The sequence below is a fragment of the Subsaximicrobium wynnwilliamsii genome (assembly GCF_007997225.1).
In the GTDB taxonomy this organism is placed as follows: domain Bacteria; phylum Bacteroidota; class Bacteroidia; order Flavobacteriales; family Flavobacteriaceae; genus Psychroserpens; species Psychroserpens wynnwilliamsii.
In genome coordinates this window covers 235,693-257,421 of sequence record NZ_VORM01000001.1, presented here as the reverse complement: position 1 = coordinate 257,421, position 21,729 = coordinate 235,693, and the positions used below count along the sequence as shown (strand labels likewise).

17 protein-coding genes and 2 tRNA genes are annotated in these 21,729 nt (G+C 40.7%); 14 read left to right on the top strand and 5 right to left on the bottom strand.

Annotated features, from left to right (window positions below; translation table 11 throughout):
- Positions 1–37: 37 nt before the first annotated feature.
- The 8 genes from ESY88_RS01050 to ESY88_RS01020 all read left to right on the top strand — a co-directional run bounded on the left by ESY88_RS01050 (position 38) and on the right by ESY88_RS01020 (position 9,564).
- Positions 38–751 (top strand): acetolactate decarboxylase, encoded by a 714-nt coding sequence (locus ESY88_RS01050; protein ID WP_147084993.1) that lies wholly within the window; start codon positions 38–40, stop codon positions 749–751.
- Positions 748–3,747 (top strand): heavy metal translocating P-type ATPase, encoded by a 3,000-nt coding sequence (locus tag ESY88_RS01045; RefSeq protein WP_147084992.1) that lies wholly within the window; start codon positions 748–750, stop codon positions 3,745–3,747. Before ESY88_RS01050 ends, ESY88_RS01045 begins: the two co-directional genes overlap by 4 nt.
- Before the next feature lie 18 nt (positions 3,748–3,765).
- On the top strand, positions 3,766–4,257 hold the full coding sequence (locus ESY88_RS01040) for a DUF305 domain-containing protein (RefSeq protein ID WP_189702483.1): 492 nt from the start codon (positions 3,766–3,768) through the stop codon (positions 4,255–4,257).
- A gap of 117 nt (positions 4,258–4,374) precedes the next feature.
- Positions 4,375–4,548, top strand: coding sequence for a hypothetical protein (locus ESY88_RS20815; protein WP_189702482.1), 174 nt, complete (start codon positions 4,375–4,377; stop codon positions 4,546–4,548).
- Positions 4,549–4,634: 86 nt separating this feature from the next.
- Positions 4,635–6,353: an efflux RND transporter periplasmic adaptor subunit gene (locus ESY88_RS01035; protein WP_147084991.1), complete on the top strand. Its 1,719-nt coding sequence runs from the start codon at positions 4,635–4,637 to the stop codon at positions 6,351–6,353.
- An 814-nt stretch (positions 6,354–7,167) separates the two neighbouring features.
- On the top strand, positions 7,168–7,530 hold the full coding sequence (locus ESY88_RS01030; RefSeq protein ID WP_147084990.1) for a hypothetical protein: 363 nt from the start codon (positions 7,168–7,170) through the stop codon (positions 7,528–7,530).
- Between the two features lie 438 nt (positions 7,531–7,968).
- Positions 7,969–8,970 (top strand): hypothetical protein, encoded by a 1,002-nt coding sequence (locus ESY88_RS01025; RefSeq protein WP_147084989.1) that lies wholly within the window; start codon positions 7,969–7,971, stop codon positions 8,968–8,970.
- A gap of 3 nt (positions 8,971–8,973) precedes the next feature.
- Positions 8,974–9,564: a hypothetical protein gene (locus ESY88_RS01020; protein WP_147084988.1), complete on the top strand. Its 591-nt coding sequence runs from the start codon at positions 8,974–8,976 to the stop codon at positions 9,562–9,564.
- A gap of 116 nt (positions 9,565–9,680) precedes the next feature.
- Here the strand turns inward: ESY88_RS01020 and rpsU are convergent, their stop codons facing one another.
- From rpsU to ESY88_RS01000, 4 genes are all read right to left on the bottom strand, one after another.
- On the bottom strand, positions 9,681–9,875 hold the full coding sequence (rpsU, locus tag ESY88_RS01015) for a 30S ribosomal protein S21 (protein ID WP_026754628.1): 195 nt from the start codon (positions 9,873–9,875) through the stop codon (positions 9,681–9,683).
- A 31-nt stretch (positions 9,876–9,906) separates the two neighbouring features.
- Positions 9,907–10,770, bottom strand: a complete 864-nt coding sequence (locus ESY88_RS01010; RefSeq protein WP_147084987.1) for a sigma-70 family RNA polymerase sigma factor — start codon at positions 10,768–10,770, stop codon at positions 9,907–9,909.
- Between the two features lie 134 nt (positions 10,771–10,904).
- Positions 10,905–13,589 (bottom strand): AsmA family protein, encoded by a 2,685-nt coding sequence (locus ESY88_RS01005; RefSeq protein ID WP_147084986.1) that lies wholly within the window; start codon positions 13,587–13,589, stop codon positions 10,905–10,907.
- Positions 13,590–13,897: 308 nt separating this feature from the next.
- Positions 13,898–14,602, bottom strand: coding sequence for a queuosine precursor transporter (locus ESY88_RS01000; protein ID WP_147084985.1), 705 nt, complete (start codon positions 14,600–14,602; stop codon positions 13,898–13,900).
- A gap of 70 nt (positions 14,603–14,672) precedes the next feature.
- On the opposite strand from ESY88_RS01000, the gene folK reads away from it, so the two are divergent.
- Both folK and ESY88_RS20810 read left to right on the top strand, forming a co-directional pair.
- On the top strand, positions 14,673–15,797 hold the full coding sequence (gene folK, locus ESY88_RS00995) for a 2-amino-4-hydroxy-6-hydroxymethyldihydropteridine diphosphokinase (protein ID WP_147084984.1): 1,125 nt from the start codon (positions 14,673–14,675) through the stop codon (positions 15,795–15,797).
- A 227-nt stretch (positions 15,798–16,024) separates the two neighbouring features.
- Positions 16,025–16,201 (top strand): hypothetical protein, encoded by a 177-nt coding sequence (locus ESY88_RS20810; protein ID WP_189702481.1) that lies wholly within the window; start codon positions 16,025–16,027, stop codon positions 16,199–16,201.
- Between the two features lie 387 nt (positions 16,202–16,588).
- Here ESY88_RS20810 and ESY88_RS00990 read toward each other — a convergent pair whose 3' ends face one another.
- Positions 16,589–17,122 carry an RNA methyltransferase gene (locus tag ESY88_RS00990; protein WP_147084983.1) on the bottom strand — a complete coding sequence of 178 codons (534 nt, stop codon included), beginning with the start codon at positions 17,120–17,122 and terminating at the stop codon, positions 16,589–16,591.
- A 289-nt stretch (positions 17,123–17,411) separates the two neighbouring features.
- Between ESY88_RS00990 and mutS the strand changes: the two genes are divergently transcribed.
- From mutS to ESY88_RS00970, 4 genes are all read left to right on the top strand, one after another.
- Positions 17,412–20,024 (top strand): DNA mismatch repair protein MutS, encoded by a 2,613-nt coding sequence (gene mutS, locus ESY88_RS00985; protein ID WP_147084982.1) that lies wholly within the window; start codon positions 17,412–17,414, stop codon positions 20,022–20,024.
- A 346-nt stretch (positions 20,025–20,370) separates the two neighbouring features.
- Positions 20,371–20,442, top strand: a tRNA-Gly gene (locus tag ESY88_RS00980).
- 317 nt (positions 20,443–20,759) lie between these two features.
- Positions 20,760–20,844: transfer RNA gene (locus ESY88_RS00975), tRNA-Leu, on the top strand.
- 639 nt (positions 20,845–21,483) lie between these two features.
- The gene (locus tag ESY88_RS00970; protein ID WP_147084981.1) at positions 21,484–21,672 is read left to right on the top strand and encodes a hypothetical protein; all 189 of its coding nucleotides are present in this window, start codon (positions 21,484–21,486) and stop codon (positions 21,670–21,672) included.
- Positions 21,673–21,729: the final 57 nt, after the last annotated feature.

Genomic DNA, 21,729 nt, shown 5'->3' with positions numbered 1-21,729 from the left:
CAGGTGGATTGTTCGTTAAATTTGTTATGCAATAATCATGAAACACAAACTCCTATTTTCAGTGCTGATTGGGTTGCTTTTTACATCTTGTGAAAATCAAGAAACAGATGGCACGGCGCACTATACTGGAGCGTTGAAGACATTGATGTCTGGAGATTTACGTGCGACTGCTTCGTTGGATTCGCTTTCGCGAATGCGCAATAGTTATGCACTCGGCGCCATCGAAAATCTCAAAGGAGAGGTTCAGATTTTCAATGCTGAGCCTTTCAATTCCCAAGTGGTCAATAGTCAAGTCGTGATAGATAATTCTTTCAAGGCTAAAGCTTCATTACTTGTATGGGCGCAAGTTGATGCTTGGGTCGAGCTAAGCATTCCTTCAGAAGTAAAGGATATAAGCCAGCTCGAGCAATTTATCATGAAACATGCAAAAGCGCAAGGATTGGATGTTGAAAAGCCATTTCCCTTTCTATTGGAAGGAAAAGCCATGAGTTTAAACTGGCACGTGATTGATTGGATTGATGGCGATACGATTCACACCCATGAAAAGCACAAGACTTCTGGAAGCAATGGCGTTTTAAAAAATCAGAAAGTGGAGGTTCTAGGTTTTTATTCAGAAAAACATAAAGGTGTCTTCACGCACCACTCCACATTAATGCACATGCATTTCAAAACTGATAATGGAGATCTAGCCGGTCACGTAGATGATCTCGAACTGGCGCATTCAATGATTTTAAAATTACCTAAAAAATGAAACACAGCTATCACATACAAGGCATGACCTGCAACGGTTGCCGAAGCCACGTTGAAAAAACACTTTCTGAAGTAGATGGCGTGACCAATGCATCCGTTAATTTAGAAAAATCTGAAGCTACCATTGAAATGGAAGCACACATTCCTATCGAAACCTTTCAAAAAGCACTGCAAGAAGATGGTGGCAGCTATTCGATTCATAGGCCAAAAGAAGAAGAAGAAGAAGAAGAAGAAAACGGTATGATGAAGCACACTTATCACATCCACGGAATGACCTGCAACGGTTGCCGAAGCCACGTTGAAAAAACACTCTCTGAAGTAGAAGGCGTGACCAATGCATCCGTTAATTTGGAAAAATCTGAAGCTACCATTGAAATGGAAGCACACATTCCTATCGAAACCTTTCAAAAAGCGCTGCAAGAAGATGGTGGCAGCTATTCGATTCATAAGCCAAAAGAAGAAGAAGAAGAAGAAGAAGAAGAAGAAAACGGTCTGATGAAACACACATATCACATACAAGGCATGACCTGCAACGGTTGTAGAAGCCACGTTGAAAAAACACTTTCTGAAGTAGATGGCGTGACCAATGCATCCGTTAATTTGGAAAAATCGGAAGCTATAATCGAAATGGAATCACACCTTCCTATCGAAACATTTCAAAAAGCACTGCAAGAGGACGGAGGTAGCTATTCAATACACGAACCTGGAGCACATAATCCTCCTTCAGAAAAAAAAGCGGCTAAATCAAAAGGCAAAGGAACCGGAACCTTTTACTGTCCAATGCACTGCGAAGGCGACAAAACTTACGACAAACCAGGCGATTGTCCTGTCTGCGGAATGGATTTGGTAGAAGAGCAAAACCTATCGGCAACGACTTCAGAACAATGGACCTGCCCCATGCATCCTGAAATCGTAGAAGATGAACCCGGAGCCTGCCCAATTTGCGGGATGGATCTGGTTCCGATGCAACCCGATAGTTCTTCCGAAGAAAAAACCTATAAAAATCTACTTAAGAAATTCTGGGTTGCAGTTGCTTTCACCTTGCCCATTTTCTTGATCGCAATGAGCGAAATGATTCCAAACAATCCATTGTACGATATGATGGAACAGAAATGGTGGAACTGGATTCAGTTCGGTCTCTCCATTCCTGTGGTATTCTATGCCACCTGGATGTTTTTTGAACGCGCCTATCGCAGTATCAAAACTTGGAACCTCAACATGTTCACGCTCATTGGGATTGGTGCAGGTGTGGCTTGGCTATTCAGTGTTTTCGGGATGTTGTTCCCCGATTTTTTTCCAGAACAATTTAAAACGGATTCTGGCGCAGTACATGTATACTTTGAAGCCGCAACCGTAATTCTCACTTTGGTATTGATGGGACAAGTACTGGAAGCGCGTGCCCATAGCAAAACCAATTCCGCAGTAAAAGAATTACTAAAACTCGCACCAAATAAAGCCATTAAAGTAGTAGATGGCACCGAAGAAGAAGTCTCCATAGATCAGATTCAAAAAGGAGACATTTTACGCGTAAAACCAGGCGATAAAATTCCTGTGGATGGTGTGATTACGGAAGGACATACCACCGTAGATGAATCCATGATTTCTGGAGAGCCCATCCCTGTTGACAAAGCCGAATCTGATAACGTAAGCAGCGGCACCATCAACGGCAATCAATCGTTCCTGATGAAAGCCGAAAAAGTGGGCAGCGACACTTTGCTTTCTCAAATTATACACATGGTCAATGACGCCAGCCGCAGTCGCGCACCTATTCAAAAACTGGCAGATACGGTTTCAGGATATTTTGTCCCTGTGGTCGTTGGGATTTCTATCATCACCTTTGCCGTTTGGGCAATTTGGGGCCCAGAACCTGCGTATGTATTTGCCTTGGTCAATGCCATTGCGGTTTTGATAATTGCCTGCCCTTGTGCATTAGGATTGGCAACACCTATGTCAATAATGGTAGGTGTTGGTAAAGGTGCGCAAAACGGGGTATTGATCAAAAATGCCGAAGCCCTTGAGAAATTGGATAAAGTAGATACACTCATCATCGATAAAACGGGAACCATTACGGAAGGGAAACCAACGGTTGAAAAAATTGGTGTTTTCGGTGCAAATTTTTCCGAAAGCGAAATCCTGAAATTCATCGCGTCGCTCAACAGTTCCAGTGAGCATCCGCTTGCTGAAGCCACCGTAAAATACGGTAAAGCACAAAAAACCGAAATTTCAAAAACCGAAAACTTCAGTGCCGTAACCGGTAAAGGTGTAGAAGGCACGGTGGATGGCAAAAAACTCGATTTAGGAAATGCCAAAATGATGGCCTATGCAAAAGCCACTATTTCAACTGAAATGGAAACCGAAGTACAATCCTTTCAGAAACAAGGCAAAACCGTTTCCTATTTGGCAGTCGATGGCGAAGTCTCTGGCTATGTGGTTATTGGCGATAAAATTAAGAAGACGAGTGCCAAAGCGATTAAAGAACTGCAAGACAAAGGCATTGCTGTTATCATGTTAACGGGAGACAATCACGACACCGCTCAAGCAGTTGCCAGCGAGCTCAACCTTGCTGATTTTAAAGCAGGTATGTTACCCGAAGACAAACTCAAAGAAGTAACCAAATTACAGGAACAAGGCAAAGTAGTTGCCATGGCTGGCGACGGCATCAACGATGCACCCGCCCTTGCCAAAAGTGATGTTGGGATTGCCATGGGAACAGGAACCGATGTGGCCATTGAAAGCGCCATGATTACCTTAGTCAAAGGCGATTTGCACGGGATTGTAAAAGCAAAAAATTTGAGTCACGCCGTCATGAGAAACATCAAACAGAATCTATTTTTTGCACTGATTTATAATACACTTGGCGTTCCAATCGCAGCAGGCGTATTATTCCCATTTTTCGGGATCTTGTTATCGCCTATGATAGCAGCGCTGGCGATGAGTTTTAGCTCAGTTTCGGTAATTGCCAATGCTCTGAGACTAAAAACAAAAAAAATCAATTAACAACTAAAATCAACAAATATGGAAAGCAAAGCCGAGATGAATCACGATTCAAAAAAGCAAAACAACTACACCAAATTTGTGGGAATGCTGGCCGCATCCTTTGTGGCAATGTACATCACAATGTATTTAAACACCTATGCCATCGATCATGTGTATTTTAGTTTGACCCGATTTTATATGAGTTGTCTGGGGATTTCTGCCATGGCAATCATTATGTATGTGGCCATGCGCGGGATGTATCAAAATAAAAAGAAGAATATCGCCATTATTGTTGGCAGTATCGCTCTCTTTGCAAGCGCGTTGGGATTAGTACGCGCCCAAGCACCCATTATTGGGGATGTATTGTGGATGAAAGCGATGATTCCGCACCACTCCATTGCGATTTTAACCAGTGAGCGTGCCGATATTCAAGATCCAGAAGTAAAGCAATTGGCTGAAGATATCATCAAAGCTCAAAAAAAGGAAATTGAAGAGATGAAGCAAATGATCAAAAGGCTTGAGGATAATTAGAAGTTTTTGGGCGCTCGGGCGGGCTATCCGCTACAATCTTTTTGCTCGTGCCTCACAAAAAGGATTTTCACTACTATCCCTAGCGCAGTGTAGTGCTTGAATTAAAATATAGAAATTATGAATAAAAATGTAGTATCTATTGTGCTTGCATTAGTTGTTGGCGTTTTAGCTGGCTGGTTCCTATTTGGAAACAATGGCACCACTTTATTGTCATCCAAAACTGCTTCAGATCCGCAAGAACATTCTGATAAAAAGGTTGAACAACTAATTCACGAGATCAAAAAAATATAATTCATGCCTAATCCCTAGCGCAAAAAAACGTCGCTTACAAACCTAACAGGTTTTTAAAACCTGTTAGGTTTAAAAACAGTATAACTATGAAAAAGTACATCATTTACATCGCACTATTAATAGCAGGACTCGTCTTAGGCTACGTGTTTTTCGGGACTTCTTCGGAAGGTTCTGCAAACACCAAAAATGTCTCAGATACGTCGGAAACACAAATCCAAATGTGGACCTGCTCCATGCATCCACAAATCATGCAACCAGAACCTGGCGATTGCCCTATTTGTGGAATGGATCTTATTCCAGCCGAATCTAGTGCCGAAGGTCTTGCGATGAATGAAATCAAAATGACCGAAAACGCCATGGCGCTTGCCAATATTCAAACCACCGTGGTTGGTAATGCGGCTGCTTCTGATGCTGATGGCATGATCTCCCTTTCAGGAAAAATTGCAGCCAATGAAGAAAACAACAGTGTCCAAGCTAGCTATTTTGACGGACGTATTGAGCGCTTGAATGTCAATTATGAAGGGCAGCAAATAAATCGGGGTCAGCTACTGGCTACAATCTATTCGCCCAATTTAGTGGCTGCGCAACAGGAACTGCTCACAACGGCTTCCTTAAAAGAATCGCAACCTGCTTTGTATAAAGCTGTACGTAACAAGCTAAAAAACTGGAAACTATCAGACCAACAAATCGACGCCATAGAATCATCTGGTAATGTGCGCGATAACTTTCCTATTTATGCCACGGTTTCCGGAACTGTTTCTGAAGTCATGGCAAGAGAAGGCGACTATGTAAAACAAGGACAGCCCATTCTTAAAGTGAGTAACTTGAATTCGGTTTGGGCAGAATTTGACGCTTATGAAAATCAGATTTCAAATTTAAAAGACGGCCAAAAAATAAAAGTAGTTGCCAATGCCTATCCCAATAAAGAATTTGATGCGAGCGTATCATTTATTGACCCTTTATTGAATAATGCAACACGCACTGTGACTGTGAGAGCAACCCTGAAAAATACCGAGGATTTATTTAAACCAGGAATGTTCGTCACTGGCAAACTCAAAGGCGCAATGAAAACTACTGCGGAAACGCTTACCGTTCCTGCAAGTGCCGTGATGTGGACAGGAGAACGATCCTTAGTTTATATAAAAACAAATCCCAACTTACCTGTTTTTGAAATGCGCGGAGTCACCATCGGCAATCGTAATGGCGAGTTTTACACGATTACCCAAGGCCTTCAAAATGGCGATGAAATCGTGACCAACGGCACCTTCACGGTTGATGCTGCAGCACAACTGCAAGGAAAAAAATCAATGATGAACCAAGGGAAGACCGTTAAAGAGACCATGCCAATGGCAGATATGAAAATAGAATTATCAGCCAGCTTCCAAAAGAATTTTACGAAAGTTTTCAGTCCCTATCTTCAAATGAAAGATGCCTTTGTAGATAGTGATGCTGCTCAAGTTTCGATTTTTGCGAAAGCGACATCAAAGTCTCTGAAATCCATAGAAATAGACGCTTTGGGAAAGATGGAACAATCCCACATCATTAAAAGCATCGAGATGCTGGATGCCATTGCTATAAATGACAAGCTTGAAAACCAGCGCGCCCATTTTGTAATCCTGAACGAAAACATAATTCCAATAGCGGTAAACCTCAAAGACGTTAACCCAATCCTCTATGTTCAAAAATGTCCTATGGCAAACAATAACAAAGGCGCTGTTTGGCTCAGCACTGAAGAAGATATTCGAAATCCCTATTACGGGGAGCAAATGATGACTTGCGGGAGCGTGATTGATTCGGTGCAATGAAAATACCAGAAGGAATCGCCATGAACTCGATATCGAAATCGAATAAATCAAACCCTTGGAGCGGCAAACAAAATCCTCTTTAAAAGATAAGCGCTTTAGAGCACAGTTCAAGGCCTTGAGAAATTGGGATGTACTTTGAATTCTTAATCATTATTGGATCATCCTAAAATCCCGCTAGCGCGAGCGTCTCGCTCGTGCCCAAAAGATAATGTCGCCTCCAGTTTTTCTCATGATTCCATAACGCCTACATGCATTCCCTTATGATCTATATTCAGTTAGCTTTCATCTTCGGCATAAAACAATAGAAAAAAACTTTCATACCTTTTTCCGCGCTGCAATGCGATCTTCTAAAACATTAAACTGAACTTTCCGAGTAAAAATACCGAAGCAATACATCGTTGCACTTGAGCGAAGCGAATCCATGAATGCCATAATAAAAATTAGCCAGATGTGATATAAAACTTATAAAGTAGGCTGCGGTTGGATTATGAAATTTGTTTTTTCTAATCATGTTTTTTTTTTTGCCTTAAATCCTGAAAAATCAATTTCAACTCCTATTTACGGCACTTTAGAGCAAATTAATTCTCGCTCGCAGGCATCGCTATACTTAGAGAGTAGGGTAAAACCGTAATATTACGCTGGTTTTAAGGTCTTTTTTAACATTTGTTTTAACAGTTTTTGACATTGGATGGTTCTACATTTGACAATCCCTCTTAAAATAATAGTACTAGACTAAAACGAAACCATTTTTAACTTATGAAACAGCGAAACAGCGAAATAGTATCTTAAATCCCTAATACTCTGCACGGGATTAATGCTCATGACTTTTGGTTGCCAGGAGGATGATGAAATAGAGGTTGAAAACACAAGTACTAACCAACCAAATTTTGAATTGCAATATTATAGTTGGGAGCATTTTAAACAGCGACACAAATCTTTGGCAAATAAGATAAGCTCCATAAACCAAGATGCCGCTTTTCAAAGGGGAGCAAGCTCATCAACCTATGGCTTTACTATTGATGAGACCGAAGTACAGGTCATAGCGCAAGAGGGGTTTGCCACCTACACGTTTCCCGTGCATCGTGAGACCGAAGAAATGACCGTCGTTGAGAACTACGTGTTGAAACAATTTGACGATGGCACCTACCAACAGTATCTTCTTACCTATCATTATTAGGTAGACGAAAATGACCAACTGCTCTGCGACTTAGGCTACCTTGGCATTGAGGCCATTGAAGACGAAAGCCTTGTAATAGGCAGGGGCAATGGCTGCGTTCGTGAATTTACACAGGTAGGCTATCAGCCGGTTTGTAGTGTAAGTTCAACTTGCAGTGGAAGTAGTCATCATCAAATTGGAGATGAATGTCCATGTCAGGAATCAAATTTTACCTGTCAACGTGCTGGCACAACGACTTGTACTTCGAGGCCTATTTTTGGTTGGACCAGTTGCTCGTCTGGCGGAGGCCAACCAGAGCCAAATGAAAATCCAGAAACGAATACCAATAGCGGTGGAGGTACTGGCCCTCCCCATAACGATGGAAACAACAACACTGAAGATGAGACAACCTACTCTACGCCCGTTAGCACCAAGACCACTTTACGCATCGATGACTGTTTGAACGATAACGCCTCTAGCTCTGAAACAGAAGAGAGCGGTTTGACCCCGTCCTATAATGTTGCGTCTTATAATTTTACAGCACAACAGTATTGGGATATCTATTCTTATCTTGTTGTTGAGGGTGGTTGTAGTGAGGAGGCTAAGGATTTTATAGAGGAAATCCTTAATTCAGATCCTGATGATAATGATATTGTTGATTACGAATTAGAAATATTTGTTGAAATCACTGAAACAGTTGCTTTTCAAGAACAAACCTGTTTAAAGGCAATTAAAGATGATATAGTCGCAACGGAAAAAATAAGTAAATTAATCAAGAAATTTGAGCCTACTTCCCCTGTTTTACACTTAGAATGGGGCATGTTCAGCAATACTAATTGGGGCAATACGGGAAATACGGGTCTAAATGCGAACCAAGATACAGCCTTTATTAACCTGAATAGTCAATCTCTTACCCATGTAAGTAATATAGTAATGGTCCAGACTATTGCCCACGAGATAATACATGCTGAACTTTATAGGAAATTGAAAGAATTGGTAGATGATTATCACATCATTTCATTAGAGGAATATACTGAGCTTCAAGATAATTTTTTGGGAATTGCGGATTTTACATTACGTTATGGTAATAGAGAATATACTCAGAATATTATGGGCGACATCATTTCATGGGGTCTATATCCTGATCTTACTTTAGCGCACCATAACCAAATGGCTGCGTTTTATAGAGACACACTCATAGATGTAATGAAAGCCTACGATTTATCAAAAGGCACAACAAGACCGAATGCCGAAGAATTCTATGAAGCCCTGTCTTGGTCAGGATTAAGAATTACATCTGACGAGAACGGAGAAATCAGTCAATTTACCGATGCCTGGAAAAACTTTAAAAATCAAGTAGATATTGATGAAGCCGATATTCCTGAAGCATTAAGGACTTACAATAGATATATTAATATCATAATTAATGAGTACGATAATAACGGTATAAACTGTAATTGAATTATGAAAAAGCTAATAATTATTACTTTGATAGTATGTTTTTCCTGTCAGAAAAAGCGAACTATTGATCCTTGTGTAGAAATAGAAAAGAAATACGACAGTATTTTAAGTTCAAATGAGACGTTTAAAAACGACCCAATTTACAAGTTTTACTCAATTCTAGAAAAAGAAACAGGTAAGTCAACCGATTCATTATTAATTCAAGATTATAGGGATTTAGCAGGCAAAGACAGTCTGATTAATCTTTATGTTTGGGACAGGATACATAGCATCAATCAAAACATAACTACAAATAATGTTTACGAACTTTTCAAAGGCACATTCTTATTAAAGCCAAATCACAATAAAAAGTATGCACAGGCTACAAAAATAATCGTAGATAGAGACAGTGTTTATATTTACAAATACGATAAATTAATCATTTCAGATAAGTTTACATTGATTAATTCTTCTAATAAATATATTAAAGGTAAGATAATATTAAAAAATTATAGATTATATCTTGATGGAGCTATAAAATCTAAGTTATTAATTCAAATAGATGATAATGGGTGTATGGATTGTGAGCAATTGCAGTTTTATAAAACCAAATAATTTTTTCTAGCAGCACTTTGTTATGGGTAAAATATGAACCTCTAAAACTTAAACCTAATAAAGCCCCACTTCCAAAGAAGTGAGGCTTTTTAAATGATATATGAGAACTAAACGCTTTAGATATCCTCTTGATCTCTCAAGTTCTGGATATAGCCCGCTTTTTGGATTTCGCGTCTGCGTTTTACAGATGGCTTAGTGAAAAACTGGTTTTCACGAATGTTCTGCATCGTCTTAACGTTTCTATGTTTTCTCTTGTAGCGCTTTAGTGCGCGCTCAATGCTCTCTCCGTCTTTTACTAAAATTTTAATCATAACTTTAATTGTGGTTAACTCGATTTTAGGTTTATCCTAAATACGTTTTTAATATTTTACTTTTCGATTCTTGTCTCAAACGCTTGATGCCTTTTTCACGAATCTGTCTTACACGTTCTCTTGTTAAATCAAACGTCAATCCAATTTCATCCAAAGTCATTGGCGGCTCATTGCTCAACCCAAAATTCAAACGAATCACATCGCTCTCCTTTTGTGATAAGGTATCCAATGCACGATTAATTTCAACATTCAAGGACTCCAACATCAATTCCGCATCGGGATTTGGTGATTCGCCAGATTTCACAACATCGTATAAGCTTGAGGTTTCCCCTTCTTTTAACGGTGCATCCATAGATAAGTGACGGCCTGAGTTTTTAAGCGATTGCTTGACTTCAGAAAGCGTCATATCCAATTCCTTGGCGATTTCCTGGGCACTTGGTGGTCGTTCATGGGCTTGCTCTAAATAAGAAAAAGCCTTGTTGATTTTATTGATCGAGCCAATTTTGTTCAAAGGTAATCTAACTATTCGAGATTGTTCTGCTAAAGCTTGTAAAATTGCTTGTCTAATCCACCAAACGGCGTAGGAGATAAATTTAAAGCCTCGGGTTTCATCAAAACGTTTGGCTGCTTTTACCAAACCTGCATTACCTTCATTAATCAAATCGGGTAAGGTCAAGCCTTGGTTTTGGTATTGCTTAGCAACAGATACCACGAAACGCAAGTTAGCGGTGGTGAGCTTATCTAAAGCTTGCTGGTCGCCTTCTCGAATGCGTTGCGCCAATTCCACCTCTTCCTCGGCGGTAATCATTGGGAGTTTACTAATGTCTTGTAGGTACTTGTCTAACGACTTGGATTCACGGTTGGTGACTTGCTTGGTAATCTTTAATTGCCTCATCTATTCTATCTAGTTTTAAAAAGTTCGCAAGAGTCTAATCTAACTTTTATTTTGACAAAAGCAAATAATAGTATCTACAAATACAAAAATTAGCTAAAAAAGACGATTATTTATGCTTTTATTAACGTTTGCCCCTAATTTTGCTTGCTTTTAGTGCTGTCTGCCTTTTTCTTACGCTTATTCAATAAGCCGCCCAAAATGTCCTTGACGCCCTCTCTTACGGGATCGGTTTTTACCTTGGTGCTATCTGTTGTAACGGTTTTTGTAGAGTCGGTTGTGGTATTGGTTTGGTTGCCGTTGAGTAAGCCGCCCAAGAGGTCCTTGACTTTATCTTTGCCTTGACCAATTAATTTTTGCTTTTCGATTTCAATAAGCTGTTGGGTCAAATTGGTGATGCCACTGGTCAAATCGGTTGTGATTTGCGGGCTGGTCATGCTGCCGTTTATATTGGCGGTTACGGGGATGGTTAAATTATTGACATTATTCTCGTTGATTTTACCAATCAATCGGTTCACTTCACTGCCTAGATATTTGGCGGGTACATTAAACACCGCATTGTAATTTAAGCTTTTATCGAAGCCGTGGGAGCCGGAAACCGCAATACCAATGTCTTTATAATTGAGATTGAAGGGTTTTACATTGACCTTGCCATCGGCGAAATTCAAATCCACTTTAATGTCCTTATTATCCAATTGGCTAAAATCAATGAAGTTTAAGGCGCCTTCCAATTTACTCAACGCCGAGCCTGCTTGGGGCTGTACTTGCGTGGTCAACAAATCGGCAGATGCGCTGCCAGATATGGAGTTCATATTTGGCGAGAAACTGTTGTTGAGCGTCCCTTGTAAACTAATAACGGAGTTCAATTTTCCCTCAACAAATTTTGCTATGGGTGCTAAATTCCGCAGTAAATCCATGTCTTGGAAGGATTGGGAAATATCCAATCCGTCGGCACCAATATCAAGGTTGAAGGTGGGCGTATCGGTCTTTGTGGAGACTCTTCCGGTAACCGCCAAAATACCCTTAAAAATACTGGAGGTCAAATTTTGAAGTGTGACTTCTTGATCTTTTATGGTTAATTTCCCTTCCACATCCTTCAAGGTCAAGTTATCATAGATCACGGTTTTGGCATTGGCGTTGATGGTACAATCCAAGAAGTCGGGTATTTTAATCGACGCATCTTTAGCACTTGAGGTTTTGGATGCTGGCGCTGAAGCTTCGGAAGGATTTTCTGCAGCGGCCACATCTTGGGTCATGAAATCATTGAGCACAAAGGTGTTGGAACTCAAGTTGAAAGTGCCCTGAAGCTGTTTATTGCTCAATAAGAAGCCCAATAAATTGTTGATAGTCCCGGTGGCGCTGAAGTCGCTGCTTCCGGTTTTCGCCATAAAGTTGTTGAGCGTCACCGTGCTCGGGTTGAAATTCAAGTCGGCTGTATTGATTTGTATCGGGTGCAGCAAGTCTTCCGAAGAAAATACAAAATCGCTCACACTCATGGTTCCGTTGGCTTTGATACGCTCGTAGGCATTCTTTTCAATGGCATCCATATCGAAGGCCATGTTGAGTTTTGCCTTTAAAATCCCGCTCAACTCCTTGTCAAAATCGATAGGATAGGCCTTGCTGAGGTTGGCGAGATTGAGCACCCCATCAATATTGGCATTGACGAGCATGTTCGCGGTAAGATTTTTTATGGTGGCAGAAGATTTGAACCGGTCTTGATCAATCATGAAATCGAGCGCGTTGATGTTCACATAAGTGTCATCCACATTTCCGGTAGTGTTCTTGATTTCAGTATCAATGCTGATGTTGCTCACGCGCTTTGGCAAATCGGGATATTTAAAGGAGGCATTGCTTGATTTGATGCTAATGTCCAAGTTTGGGATGGTGGTTTCGGTAATTTTACCTTTGATCAAACCACTTACCTTAAAGTCGCCGCTGGTCTCTACATTTTCGATGTTTTTAGAATATTCCTCAGGAATTACCGCCAAGAAATCCTTGAAAGACGAGCCCGGATTCTCAAAGCTGATGTCAATCATTTGGCCTTCATCCAGCATTTGTACGTAGCCGTTAAAGGTTAAAGGCAGTTGGTTGATGTAGCCCTTATTATCCATAAAGGTGTATTTCTGCTGCTCCAAATCCAAACCAATCAGGGCATCGAGCTTTATTTTATTGTTGTTGAGGTATTGCGTGCTGTCAATGGTCATGCTCACGTTGGCGTTGGTCTTGGTATCCAGTTCCGATTTTTCTACGGAAAAAATGCCATTGCCTTGGTGATTGAGCTCTGTGATGTATAATTGCGTATTGGAAACCGCGTCTAAATAGGTCACTGCGGAATTGTCTATGGTGTATTTTTCAATATCAAATTTAAAACTGCTGTTGGCGGTATCCACAGTTTGCGTTGCGCCGGAAGCTTCCGGTTGCTTGGTAATATCATAATTGACATTCCCAAAAGCATCTGTTTTGAGCGTAAGCAGGGCTTCATCAATGGCAATGGAATTGACCACAATAGGGTCTTCATCGGCATTTTTGAAAAGTTCTTTGATAGACATGGTAAAAGCGATGTCCTTGGCACTCATAAAGGTTTCGCCCTCAAAAGGCGCAAAGTTGGTGATGAGCAAATCTTCCACGGTTACGTGTGCTTGTGGAAAACTGCGTAGAAAGCTTAGACTTACATCGCTAAACTCCACTTTGGCGTTGAGGTTTTGATTGACAAATTTCTTAACCATGTCCTTGATTTGCCCCTGAAATGCAAACGGAATGATGATCAATAACAGTAAAATGGCAAGAATGCTAATGCCTAAGACTTTAAGAACTTTTTTCATGGATGGAAGTATTTGTAGGTCGTATCTATTTTAGATTTAGGCCGTAAAGGTAAATTATTAGGCTTTGACTTTCCCTAAAATAGTTATAATACTTGAGCTAAGAGGAAGTCTTTGGGGGAATCAAGATTCAGGATTCAGGATTCAAGATTCCAAATTCCAAATTCTAGATTCCAGAGCCATGACCAATACCTCAGAGGTCAAAAGTTCGTTCTTCGAATTTAAAGTTCAAAGTTCATCGTTTGAAGCATCATAAAGGATAAGGAAAATAAAAGCCCGCTTAATAGATGAAGAAATAACCTAAAAACCGCTTAGAGCATCTCAAGTTCTTCGTTATTCTTCAGCTTAAAGCGCCTGTTGAAAAGGTACACGCCTAAATAGAGAAATGGCGTATCCAGCAAGGCGATGATTACTTTAAACAGGAAGCCACTAATCAATAAGCCCTTAAAATTTTCCCATGGGATGATCCCGAAAAACGAAAGGAGTAGGATAATGGTAAAGGTGTCCACAAATTGTGAGAAGAAGGTCGAGAGGTTATTCCGAAGCCATAGTTTTTTACCCTTGGTGACCCGTTTCCAAAAATGATAGATCTGTATGTCCACAAATTGTGCAAAGAGGTAAGTGATCATGCTGGCAAATACCGCAATGGCCGAATTCCCAAACACGAGGCTAAAGGTGGCATCATCTACAAAAGACCAGGAGGTGGCAGGCGCCAAGTCTGACACTAAAATGATGAGCAATGAAAATATGGAAGCGAAAATACCCGCGATCACCACTTGGTTCGCGCGCTTCTTGCCATAGATTTCGCTAATGAGATCGGTTATCAAAAAGGTAACGGGATAGGGTAAAACGCCTACAGAAATCTCAAAAAGTTTGCTGCCAAAGATCTCAAGTTCGAAGGGGTGCCAATAAAAGAATTTCTGAAATATAAGATTCGAGACAACTAAGGAGGTGATAAACAGTGCAGCTAAAAATAAATAGGCCTTTTGTGCGGCAAGTTTGTCTTTTAAGGTCATAAATTGTGAATAAATACTTGTTGCAAAGATAAGGCAAACCCAAAATCTTTTCTTTATTTTGATCCCGATTATGAATTCAAACCACCATGTTTACATCGCCCTTGGCAGCAATAAAGGCGACCGATTAAAGCTCTTGCAGGACGCCGTGAATTTGATATTTTCTGAAATTGGAAACGTCAACAGCATCGCTAGGGTTTATGAAACACCAGCGTTTGGCTTTGAGGGCGGCGATTTTTTGAACACCTGTATTTTGGTGGAAACCACTTTTTCTGCGGAAATTGTGCTGCAAAAACTCCAAGCCATTGAAAGCAGAATGGGGCGGGAACGCACTTCTTCTGAAACCTATCAATCGCGATGCATCGATTTGGACATCCTGTTTTTTGATGCCGAAATTATTGCTACGGAAGATTTAAAGGTGCCGCACCCGCAACTGCAACATCGTAAATTTGTGCTGCAACCACTGCAGGATATTGCTGCAAAACTGAAGCATCCGCAATTGCAACAAACGGTTGGCGATTTGCTAAAAACCTGTTTGGATGAAAGTAGCATTGAGCCCATCAATATTTGGCTGAAGAATCCCGCAAAACAATATGACTTTTCCAAATACAATTACGTCGCGATTGAAGGGAATATTGGCGCCGGTAAAACCAGCTTGGCGCATCAACTGTCTAAGGATTTCAATGCCAAACTCATTCTAGAGCGCTTTGCCGACAATGCTTTTTTACCCAAGTTTTACGAAGAGCCGCTGCGTTATGCCTTCACTTTGGAAATGTCCTTTCTGGCCGATCGCTACCAACAAATTAGCGATGATCTTTCGCAGTTGGATCTGTTTCGGGATTTTATCGTGAGTGATTATGACATCTATAAGTCACTCATTTTTTCAAAAATCACTTTGCCAGAAGATGAATTCATACTCTACCGAAGGCTCTTTTACCTCATGTACAAAGACATCGCTAAGCCCGATCTCTACATTTATCTGTATCAAAATACCCAACGTTTACAGGAAAACATCAAAAAACGCGGTCGCGATTACGAGCAAAACATCGAGGATGACTATTTGGATAAAATCAATTCGGGTTACTTGGACTTCCTTAAAAACCAAACCGAACTCAAAGTCAAGATCATCGATATTTCCGAACGTGATTTTGTGAATAACCGGAAGGATTATCTATGGGTTTTGGAGCAGATAGTTTGAGCTGAACTTGAACTTGAACTTGAAAACGAACTTGAACTTGAACTTGAAATTGAAATTGAACTTGAACTTGAATTTGAATTTGAAAACGGGATGAGCTTCAAAAATCAGCAATCAGTAATCAGCAATCGTTAATCGTAAAGCCAACTTCGAGATTCAGTTCTCAGTTCTCAGTTCTCAGTTCTCGGTCTTCAGTTGAAGTTGAACTTGAACTTGAACTTGAAAACGAGATGAGCTTCAAAAATCAGCAATCAGCAATCGTTAATCCTAAAGCCAACTTCGAGATTCAGTTCTCAGTTCTCGGTCTTCAGTCTTCAGTTGAAGTCAAACTTGAACTTGAACTTGAACTTGAATTTGAATACGAGATGAACTTCAAAAATCAGCAATCAGCAATCAGCAATCGTTAATCGTTAATCCTAAAGCCAACTTCGAGATTCAGTTCTCAGTTCTCGGTCTTCAGTCTTCAGTTGAAGTCGAACTTGAACTTGAACTTGAATTTGAATACGAGATGAACTTCAAAAATCAGCAATCAGCAATCAGCAATCGTTAATCGTTAATCGTTAATCGTGAATCCAACTTCGAGATTCAGTTCTCGGTTCTCGGTCTTCAGTCTTCAGTTGAAGTCGAACTTGAACTTGAACTTGAATTTGAATTTGAAAACGAAATGGAGTTCAAAAATCAAAAATCAGCAATCAGCAATCAGCAATCAGCAATCGTCAATCGTAAAGCCAACTTCAACATTCAGCGTTCCATATTCAGTATTCATTATTCCGTCTCCGGTCTCTAGGAATACCTCACAGCAGCTGTAATTTAGAAAACACATCCCAAACCACAACCCCACAACTTACCGAGATATTGAGCGAGTGTTTGGTCCCAAACTGAGGGATTTCCAAAACGGTATCGCTGGCATCTACCACATCTTGCGCCACGCCTTTTACTTCATTTCCAAACACCAAGGCGTACCTTGTTTGTTGTTGAGGTTTGAAATCGTTGAGCATCGTGGCGTGTTCGGCTTGCTCGATAGCGCAGATGTGCACCTTGTCTTTTTTAAGGTTTTTGATGACCTCCAGGGTGTGTTCAGCATATTCCCAAGCCACGGTTTCGGTACTGCCGAGCGCCGTTTTCCTAATGTCGTTGTGCGGCGGTGTGGCGGTGATCCCGCAGAGATAGATTTTTTCAATCAAAAAAGCATCGCTGGTCCTAAAAACGGAACCAATGTTGTTGAGGCTTCTAATATTGTCCAAAACAATAATGATAGGCGTCTTTTCAGCAGTTTTAAATTCTGCAACCTCTAGTCGGTCGAGCTCTTCGTTTTTTAGTTTACGCATGATTGGCTTTTGAGAGACCTCACAGGTTTTGAAAACCTGTGAGGTCTAATTGATTGATTTCTTTTTGCTGCCAATGGTAATTTTTTAGCCATGAACTTGTGGGTAGGCAGGTTTGTGGCAACCCATTTTCAAACAACAGCATTATAAAATTTGGCGTTCATGGCAACTCCATTATTATCAACAATTGTAAATAACTTGTGAGCCTTCCGTTTTAGAAAGCCTCAAAATATAAGTACCTTAGCGGCAATGTGATTCTAAACATTTTCAGTAACAAAAATACACAATTCCCTTGGCCAAAAAAGCAAAAAAAGAGACGCCTTTAATGAAACAGTACAACGCCATCAAGGTCAAGTATCCAGATGCCTTGTTATTGTTTCGTGTGGGCGATTTTTACGAAACTTTTGGTGCCGATGCCGTAAAAGCGTCTAAGATCTTGGATATCATCCTAACCAAAAGAGGCGCTGGCAGTGAAACGGAAACCGAATTGGCGGGCTTTCCACACCACTCTTTGAATAATTACCTGCCAAAGCTGGTCAAGGCGGGTTGCAGGGTGGCCATTTGTGATCAGCTTGAAGATCCCAAACAAACCAAAACCATTGTGAAGCGTGGCGTCACTGAGTTGGTCACGCCTGGCGTGGCGCTCAATGATGATATTTTACATTCCAAGACCAATAATTTTTTGGCTTCGGTATACTTTGGTGTCAATCAGGTTGGGGTGTCTTTTTTGGACGTGTCCACCGGGGAGTTTTTAATTTCCCAGGGCAATGCCGAATATGTGGATAAGCTGCTTCAAAATTTTAGGCCCAGTGAGGTTTTGGTGGCCAAACCAAATAAAAACAAATACAAAGCCGAGTTTGGCAACGACTTTCATGCCTTCTTTTTGGAAGATTGGGTGTTTCAGGAAGATTATGCCAATGAGATCTTACTAAAGCATTTCAATACCAAATCCTTAAAGGGTTTTGGAATTGATGATCTTTTTGAGGGCATTGGCGCTGCTGGTGCCATTTTGCATTACCTCAGTGAAACCCAACATCATAAATTGGCTCACATCACTTCCATACAGCGCTTGACCAAGGGGGAGCATGTTTGGATGGACCGGTTTACCATAAAAAACTTAGAGCTTTACCATTCCAACAACCAAAATGCGGTCACGCTGGTAGATGTGATTGATAAAACCATTTCGCCCATGGGTGGAAGGCTCCTCAAACGTTGGCTGGCCTTGCCTTTGGTTAACTTGGAACAGATCAAAGACCGGCATGATGTGGTTAGTTTTTTAAAGTCTGAAACCATTTTGTTGTCCAAGTTTCAGCTTCAGTTGAAGCAAATTGGCGATATTGAACGTCTTATTTCCAAAGTGGCTACGGGTAAAATCTGTCCGCGCGAGGTGGTTCAGCTCAAAAATGCGCTCGAAGCCATTGTGCCTATAAAGAGTTTGGCTACAGCTTCAAAAAATTCAGCTTTGAATGCCATTGGCGAAACTATGGATGCCTGTGAAGGTCTAAGGCAGCGCATCAAGGCGACCCTCAATGAAGAGGCACCGGTCAATATTTTAAAGGGAAACACGATTGCTTCCGATTTTTCTTCGGAATTAAAAGAACTGCGAGGCCTATCTGCCTCCGGGAAATCGTATCTCGACAAAATGCTGGCGCGCGAGACCGAGCGTACCGGCATAACTTCGCTGAAAATTGCTTCCAACAACGTTTTTGGGTATTACATTGAAGTGCGGCACACCCACAAGGATAAAGTGCCGGCAGATTGGATTAGAAAACAGACCTTAGTGAGTGCAGAGCGCTATATTACTGAAGAGCTCAAGGAGTACGAAACCAAGATCCTGGGCGCTGAAGAACGCATTTTGTTGATTGAGCAGCAGTTGTTTGCTGAATTGATCAATGACATGGTAGCGTTTATCAAGCCAGTTCAGCAAACCTCAACCCTTATCGCAAAATTGGATGCGCTTTGTGGCTTTGCGCAATTGGCAACAGAAAATAATTACAGCAGGCCCAAACTTACCGAAACCTACGCGTTGGATATCAAAAACGGAAGGCATCCTGTGATAGAAAAGCAATTGCCACACGGCGAACCTTACATTGCCAACGATGTGTATTTGGATCGCGAGAAACAGCAAATCATCATGATCACGGGGCCTAATATGTCTGGTAAATCGGCCATTTTGAGACAAACGGCACTTATTGTATTATTGGCGCAAATGGGTAGTTTTGTCCCTGCGGAAGCTGCCACCATTGGCTTAACCGATAAGATTTTCACACGGGTGGGTGCCAGTGACAACATCTCAATGGGCGAATCTACCTTTATGGTAGAGATGAATGAGACCGCTTCCATATTGAACAATATCTCAGACCGAAGCTTGGTGCTATTGGATGAGATAGGTCGGGGCACGAGTACTTACGATGGGATTTCCATCGCTTGGGCCATTAGTGAATATTTGCACGAACACCCGAGTCGCGCAAAAACCTTGTTTGCCACACATTACCACGAGCTCAATGAAATGACTGAAACTTTTGACCGCATCAAGAATTTCAACGTTTCGGTAAAAGAACTGAAAGACAATGTGTTATTTCTAAGAAAGCTGGTAGCAGGTGGCAGTGAGCACAGTTTCGGGATTCATGTAGCCAAACTGGCCGGTATGCCGCAGCAAGTCATACATAGGGCGAATAAGATTTTAAAGCAGCTCGAAAAATCCCATAGCAGCGAGGAATTGACCAATAAAGTCAAAACCTTGAGCAATGACATGCAGTTGAGTTTTTTCAATTTGGACGACCCTTTATTAGAACAGATCAAGGAAGAAATCATCAATATAGATATCAATACCTTGACCCCTGTTGAGGCGCTCATGAAATTAAATGAAATCAAACGCATGTTGGTTAAGAAGAAGCAAGCGTAAAAAGGCTCATGGTTAATGGTTGAGACTCTAAAAGTCTGAGTTGCAAAATATATAAACCAAAACGCGATAGGGATTAAACAGGAAACGCCATTGTGTTGTTCTAAATTGGGCATAGTAGCGTCACGTTAGGTTTAGACTTTTACCGAATGTTAAGGATGAGTGCGACGTTAGGATTTTAAAGACAGGGTTCTCAATAGATTACTGAGCAAGATTTTGATCTGGATTCTTTCTTCTGGAGCGGCTTCCAAAAAAAAGCAGAAATTTTAATAAAAAGGCTTTGCATTTCTGATAAAAGTCTTAAATTTGCCACCGCAATTACAGGCGAAAGTCTAGTAAAATTGCCAACGCGAAAGTAGCTCAGGGGTAGAGCATCACCTTGCCAAGGTGGGGGTCGCGGGTTCAAATCCCGTCTTTCGCTCATATTGAATATTTTCTTGTACAAGAGAGCATTATTTTTTAGCGAGAACATAGCGACTAATGTCGCGCCTGCCTGCCGATAGGCAGGGGTTCAATCCCGATAGCTATCGGGGCGTCTTTCGCTCATATTGAATATTTTCTTGTACAAGAGAACATTATTTTTTAGCGAGAACACAGCGACCAATGTCGCGCCTGCCTGCCGGTAGGCATGGGGTTCAATCCCGATAGCTATCGGGGCGTCTTTCGCTCTTTTTTTATTGAAAATACCAAAGAACGTACACTTTTATGTTCAACCAAATTGAAACGCGGTTTCAATTTGCTGAAGTGGTGGAATTGGTAGACACGTTGGACTTAAAATCCAATGTCCGTTTAGGACGTACGGGTTCAAGTCCCGTCTTCAGTACAGATGAAAAGTCGAAACGAAAGTTTCGGCTTTTTTGATTTTAAAAAGTTCCCGAATGCTTGCATTCAAGGAAACTTTTTGAAAACAACAAAGCGATCCATTTTTATGGATCGGCTTTTCTCAAGATGTTGAAATAGGACTCGGCGGAGCCACGTCCCGTCTTCAGTACAGATGAAAAGTCGAAACGAAAGTTTCGGCTTTTTTGATTTTAAAAAGTTCCAGAATGCTTGCATTCAAGAGACTAACTAATTTTCTTGCATTGGCTTTTCTCAAGAGGCAAATCGCTACATTCCATTGAAAAATCTATAATTTCATTACTTCACGATTGCATTCTATACTTTTTTTTTAAATTTCAAGCGTCAATCGTCAATCGCTAATCGTCAACCCTCAACCTTATTTTCTTTTTTGATTTTCATAAAATCAAAACTTCAATATTTTAAACAAAAAAAGCCCCACCGAAGCAGGACTAAAGATTTTCATCTACGGCATATAGCCTTATTGTGATAAGATTTTTATCTAAACACAACTACTCACTACAATGTATAAGTGATACGATGAATTGAGTTCAGCAAATATATAAAAATATAATCTACTCACTACATAAAATTTAATTATATTTGTGCTCTAAAGAAATCTGTCATGAAAATTGTCCAAAAAGAAGAAGATAACTTCTCAAATTCTATTCGATCTTTTGATTGGTATCAAAGTTATACAGGTGGTGTTAATTTTGAAACTGAAATATATTGCATTGAGCCTAATCATTACATTACCAAGCCAAAATGGAAAACTTGCGAAATCTGTAGCGCAACGATAAGAGAAAGACAATAAAAAAAGTCCCACCGAAGCAGGACTAAAGATTTTCATCTACGGCATATAGCCTTATTG

Excerpts from the sequence above, each read along its gene's own strand:
- ESY88_RS01035 (WP_147084991.1), top strand. The coding sequence starts at position 4,635 with ATGAAAAAGTACATCATTTACATCGCACTATTAATAGCAGGACTCGTC.
- folK (WP_147084984.1), top strand. The coding sequence starts at position 14,673 with ATGAATTCAAACCACCATGTTTACATCGCCCTTGGCAGCAATAAAGGC.
- ESY88_RS01045 (WP_147084992.1), top strand. The coding sequence starts at position 748 with ATGAAACACAGCTATCACATACAAGGCATGACCTGCAACGGTTGCCGA.
- ESY88_RS20815 (WP_189702482.1), top strand. The coding sequence starts at position 4,375 with ATGAATAAAAATGTAGTATCTATTGTGCTTGCATTAGTTGTTGGCGTT.
- ESY88_RS00970 (WP_147084981.1), top strand. The coding sequence starts at position 21,484 with ATGAAAATTGTCCAAAAAGAAGAAGATAACTTCTCAAATTCTATTCGA.
- ESY88_RS01005 (WP_147084986.1), bottom strand. The coding sequence starts at position 13,589 with ATGAAAAAAGTTCTTAAAGTCTTAGGCATTAGCATTCTTGCCATTTTA.
- ESY88_RS01000 (WP_147084985.1), bottom strand. The coding sequence starts at position 14,602 with ATGACCTTAAAAGACAAACTTGCCGCACAAAAGGCCTATTTATTTTTA.
- ESY88_RS01040 (WP_189702483.1), top strand. The coding sequence starts at position 3,766 with ATGGAAAGCAAAGCCGAGATGAATCACGATTCAAAAAAGCAAAACAAC.
- ESY88_RS20810 (WP_189702481.1), top strand. The coding sequence starts at position 16,025 with ATGAGCTTCAAAAATCAGCAATCAGCAATCGTTAATCCTAAAGCCAAC.
- ESY88_RS01030 (WP_147084990.1), top strand. The coding sequence starts at position 7,168 with ATGCTCATGACTTTTGGTTGCCAGGAGGATGATGAAATAGAGGTTGAA.
- rpsU (WP_026754628.1), bottom strand. The coding sequence starts at position 9,875 with ATGATTAAAATTTTAGTAAAAGACGGAGAGAGCATTGAGCGCGCACTA.
- ESY88_RS01020 (WP_147084988.1), top strand. The coding sequence starts at position 8,974 with ATGAAAAAGCTAATAATTATTACTTTGATAGTATGTTTTTCCTGTCAG.
- ESY88_RS01050 (WP_147084993.1), top strand. The coding sequence starts at position 38 with ATGAAACACAAACTCCTATTTTCAGTGCTGATTGGGTTGCTTTTTACA.
- ESY88_RS01010 (WP_147084987.1), bottom strand. The coding sequence starts at position 10,770 with ATGAGGCAATTAAAGATTACCAAGCAAGTCACCAACCGTGAATCCAAG.
- ESY88_RS00990 (WP_147084983.1), bottom strand. The coding sequence starts at position 17,122 with ATGCGTAAACTAAAAAACGAAGAGCTCGACCGACTAGAGGTTGCAGAA.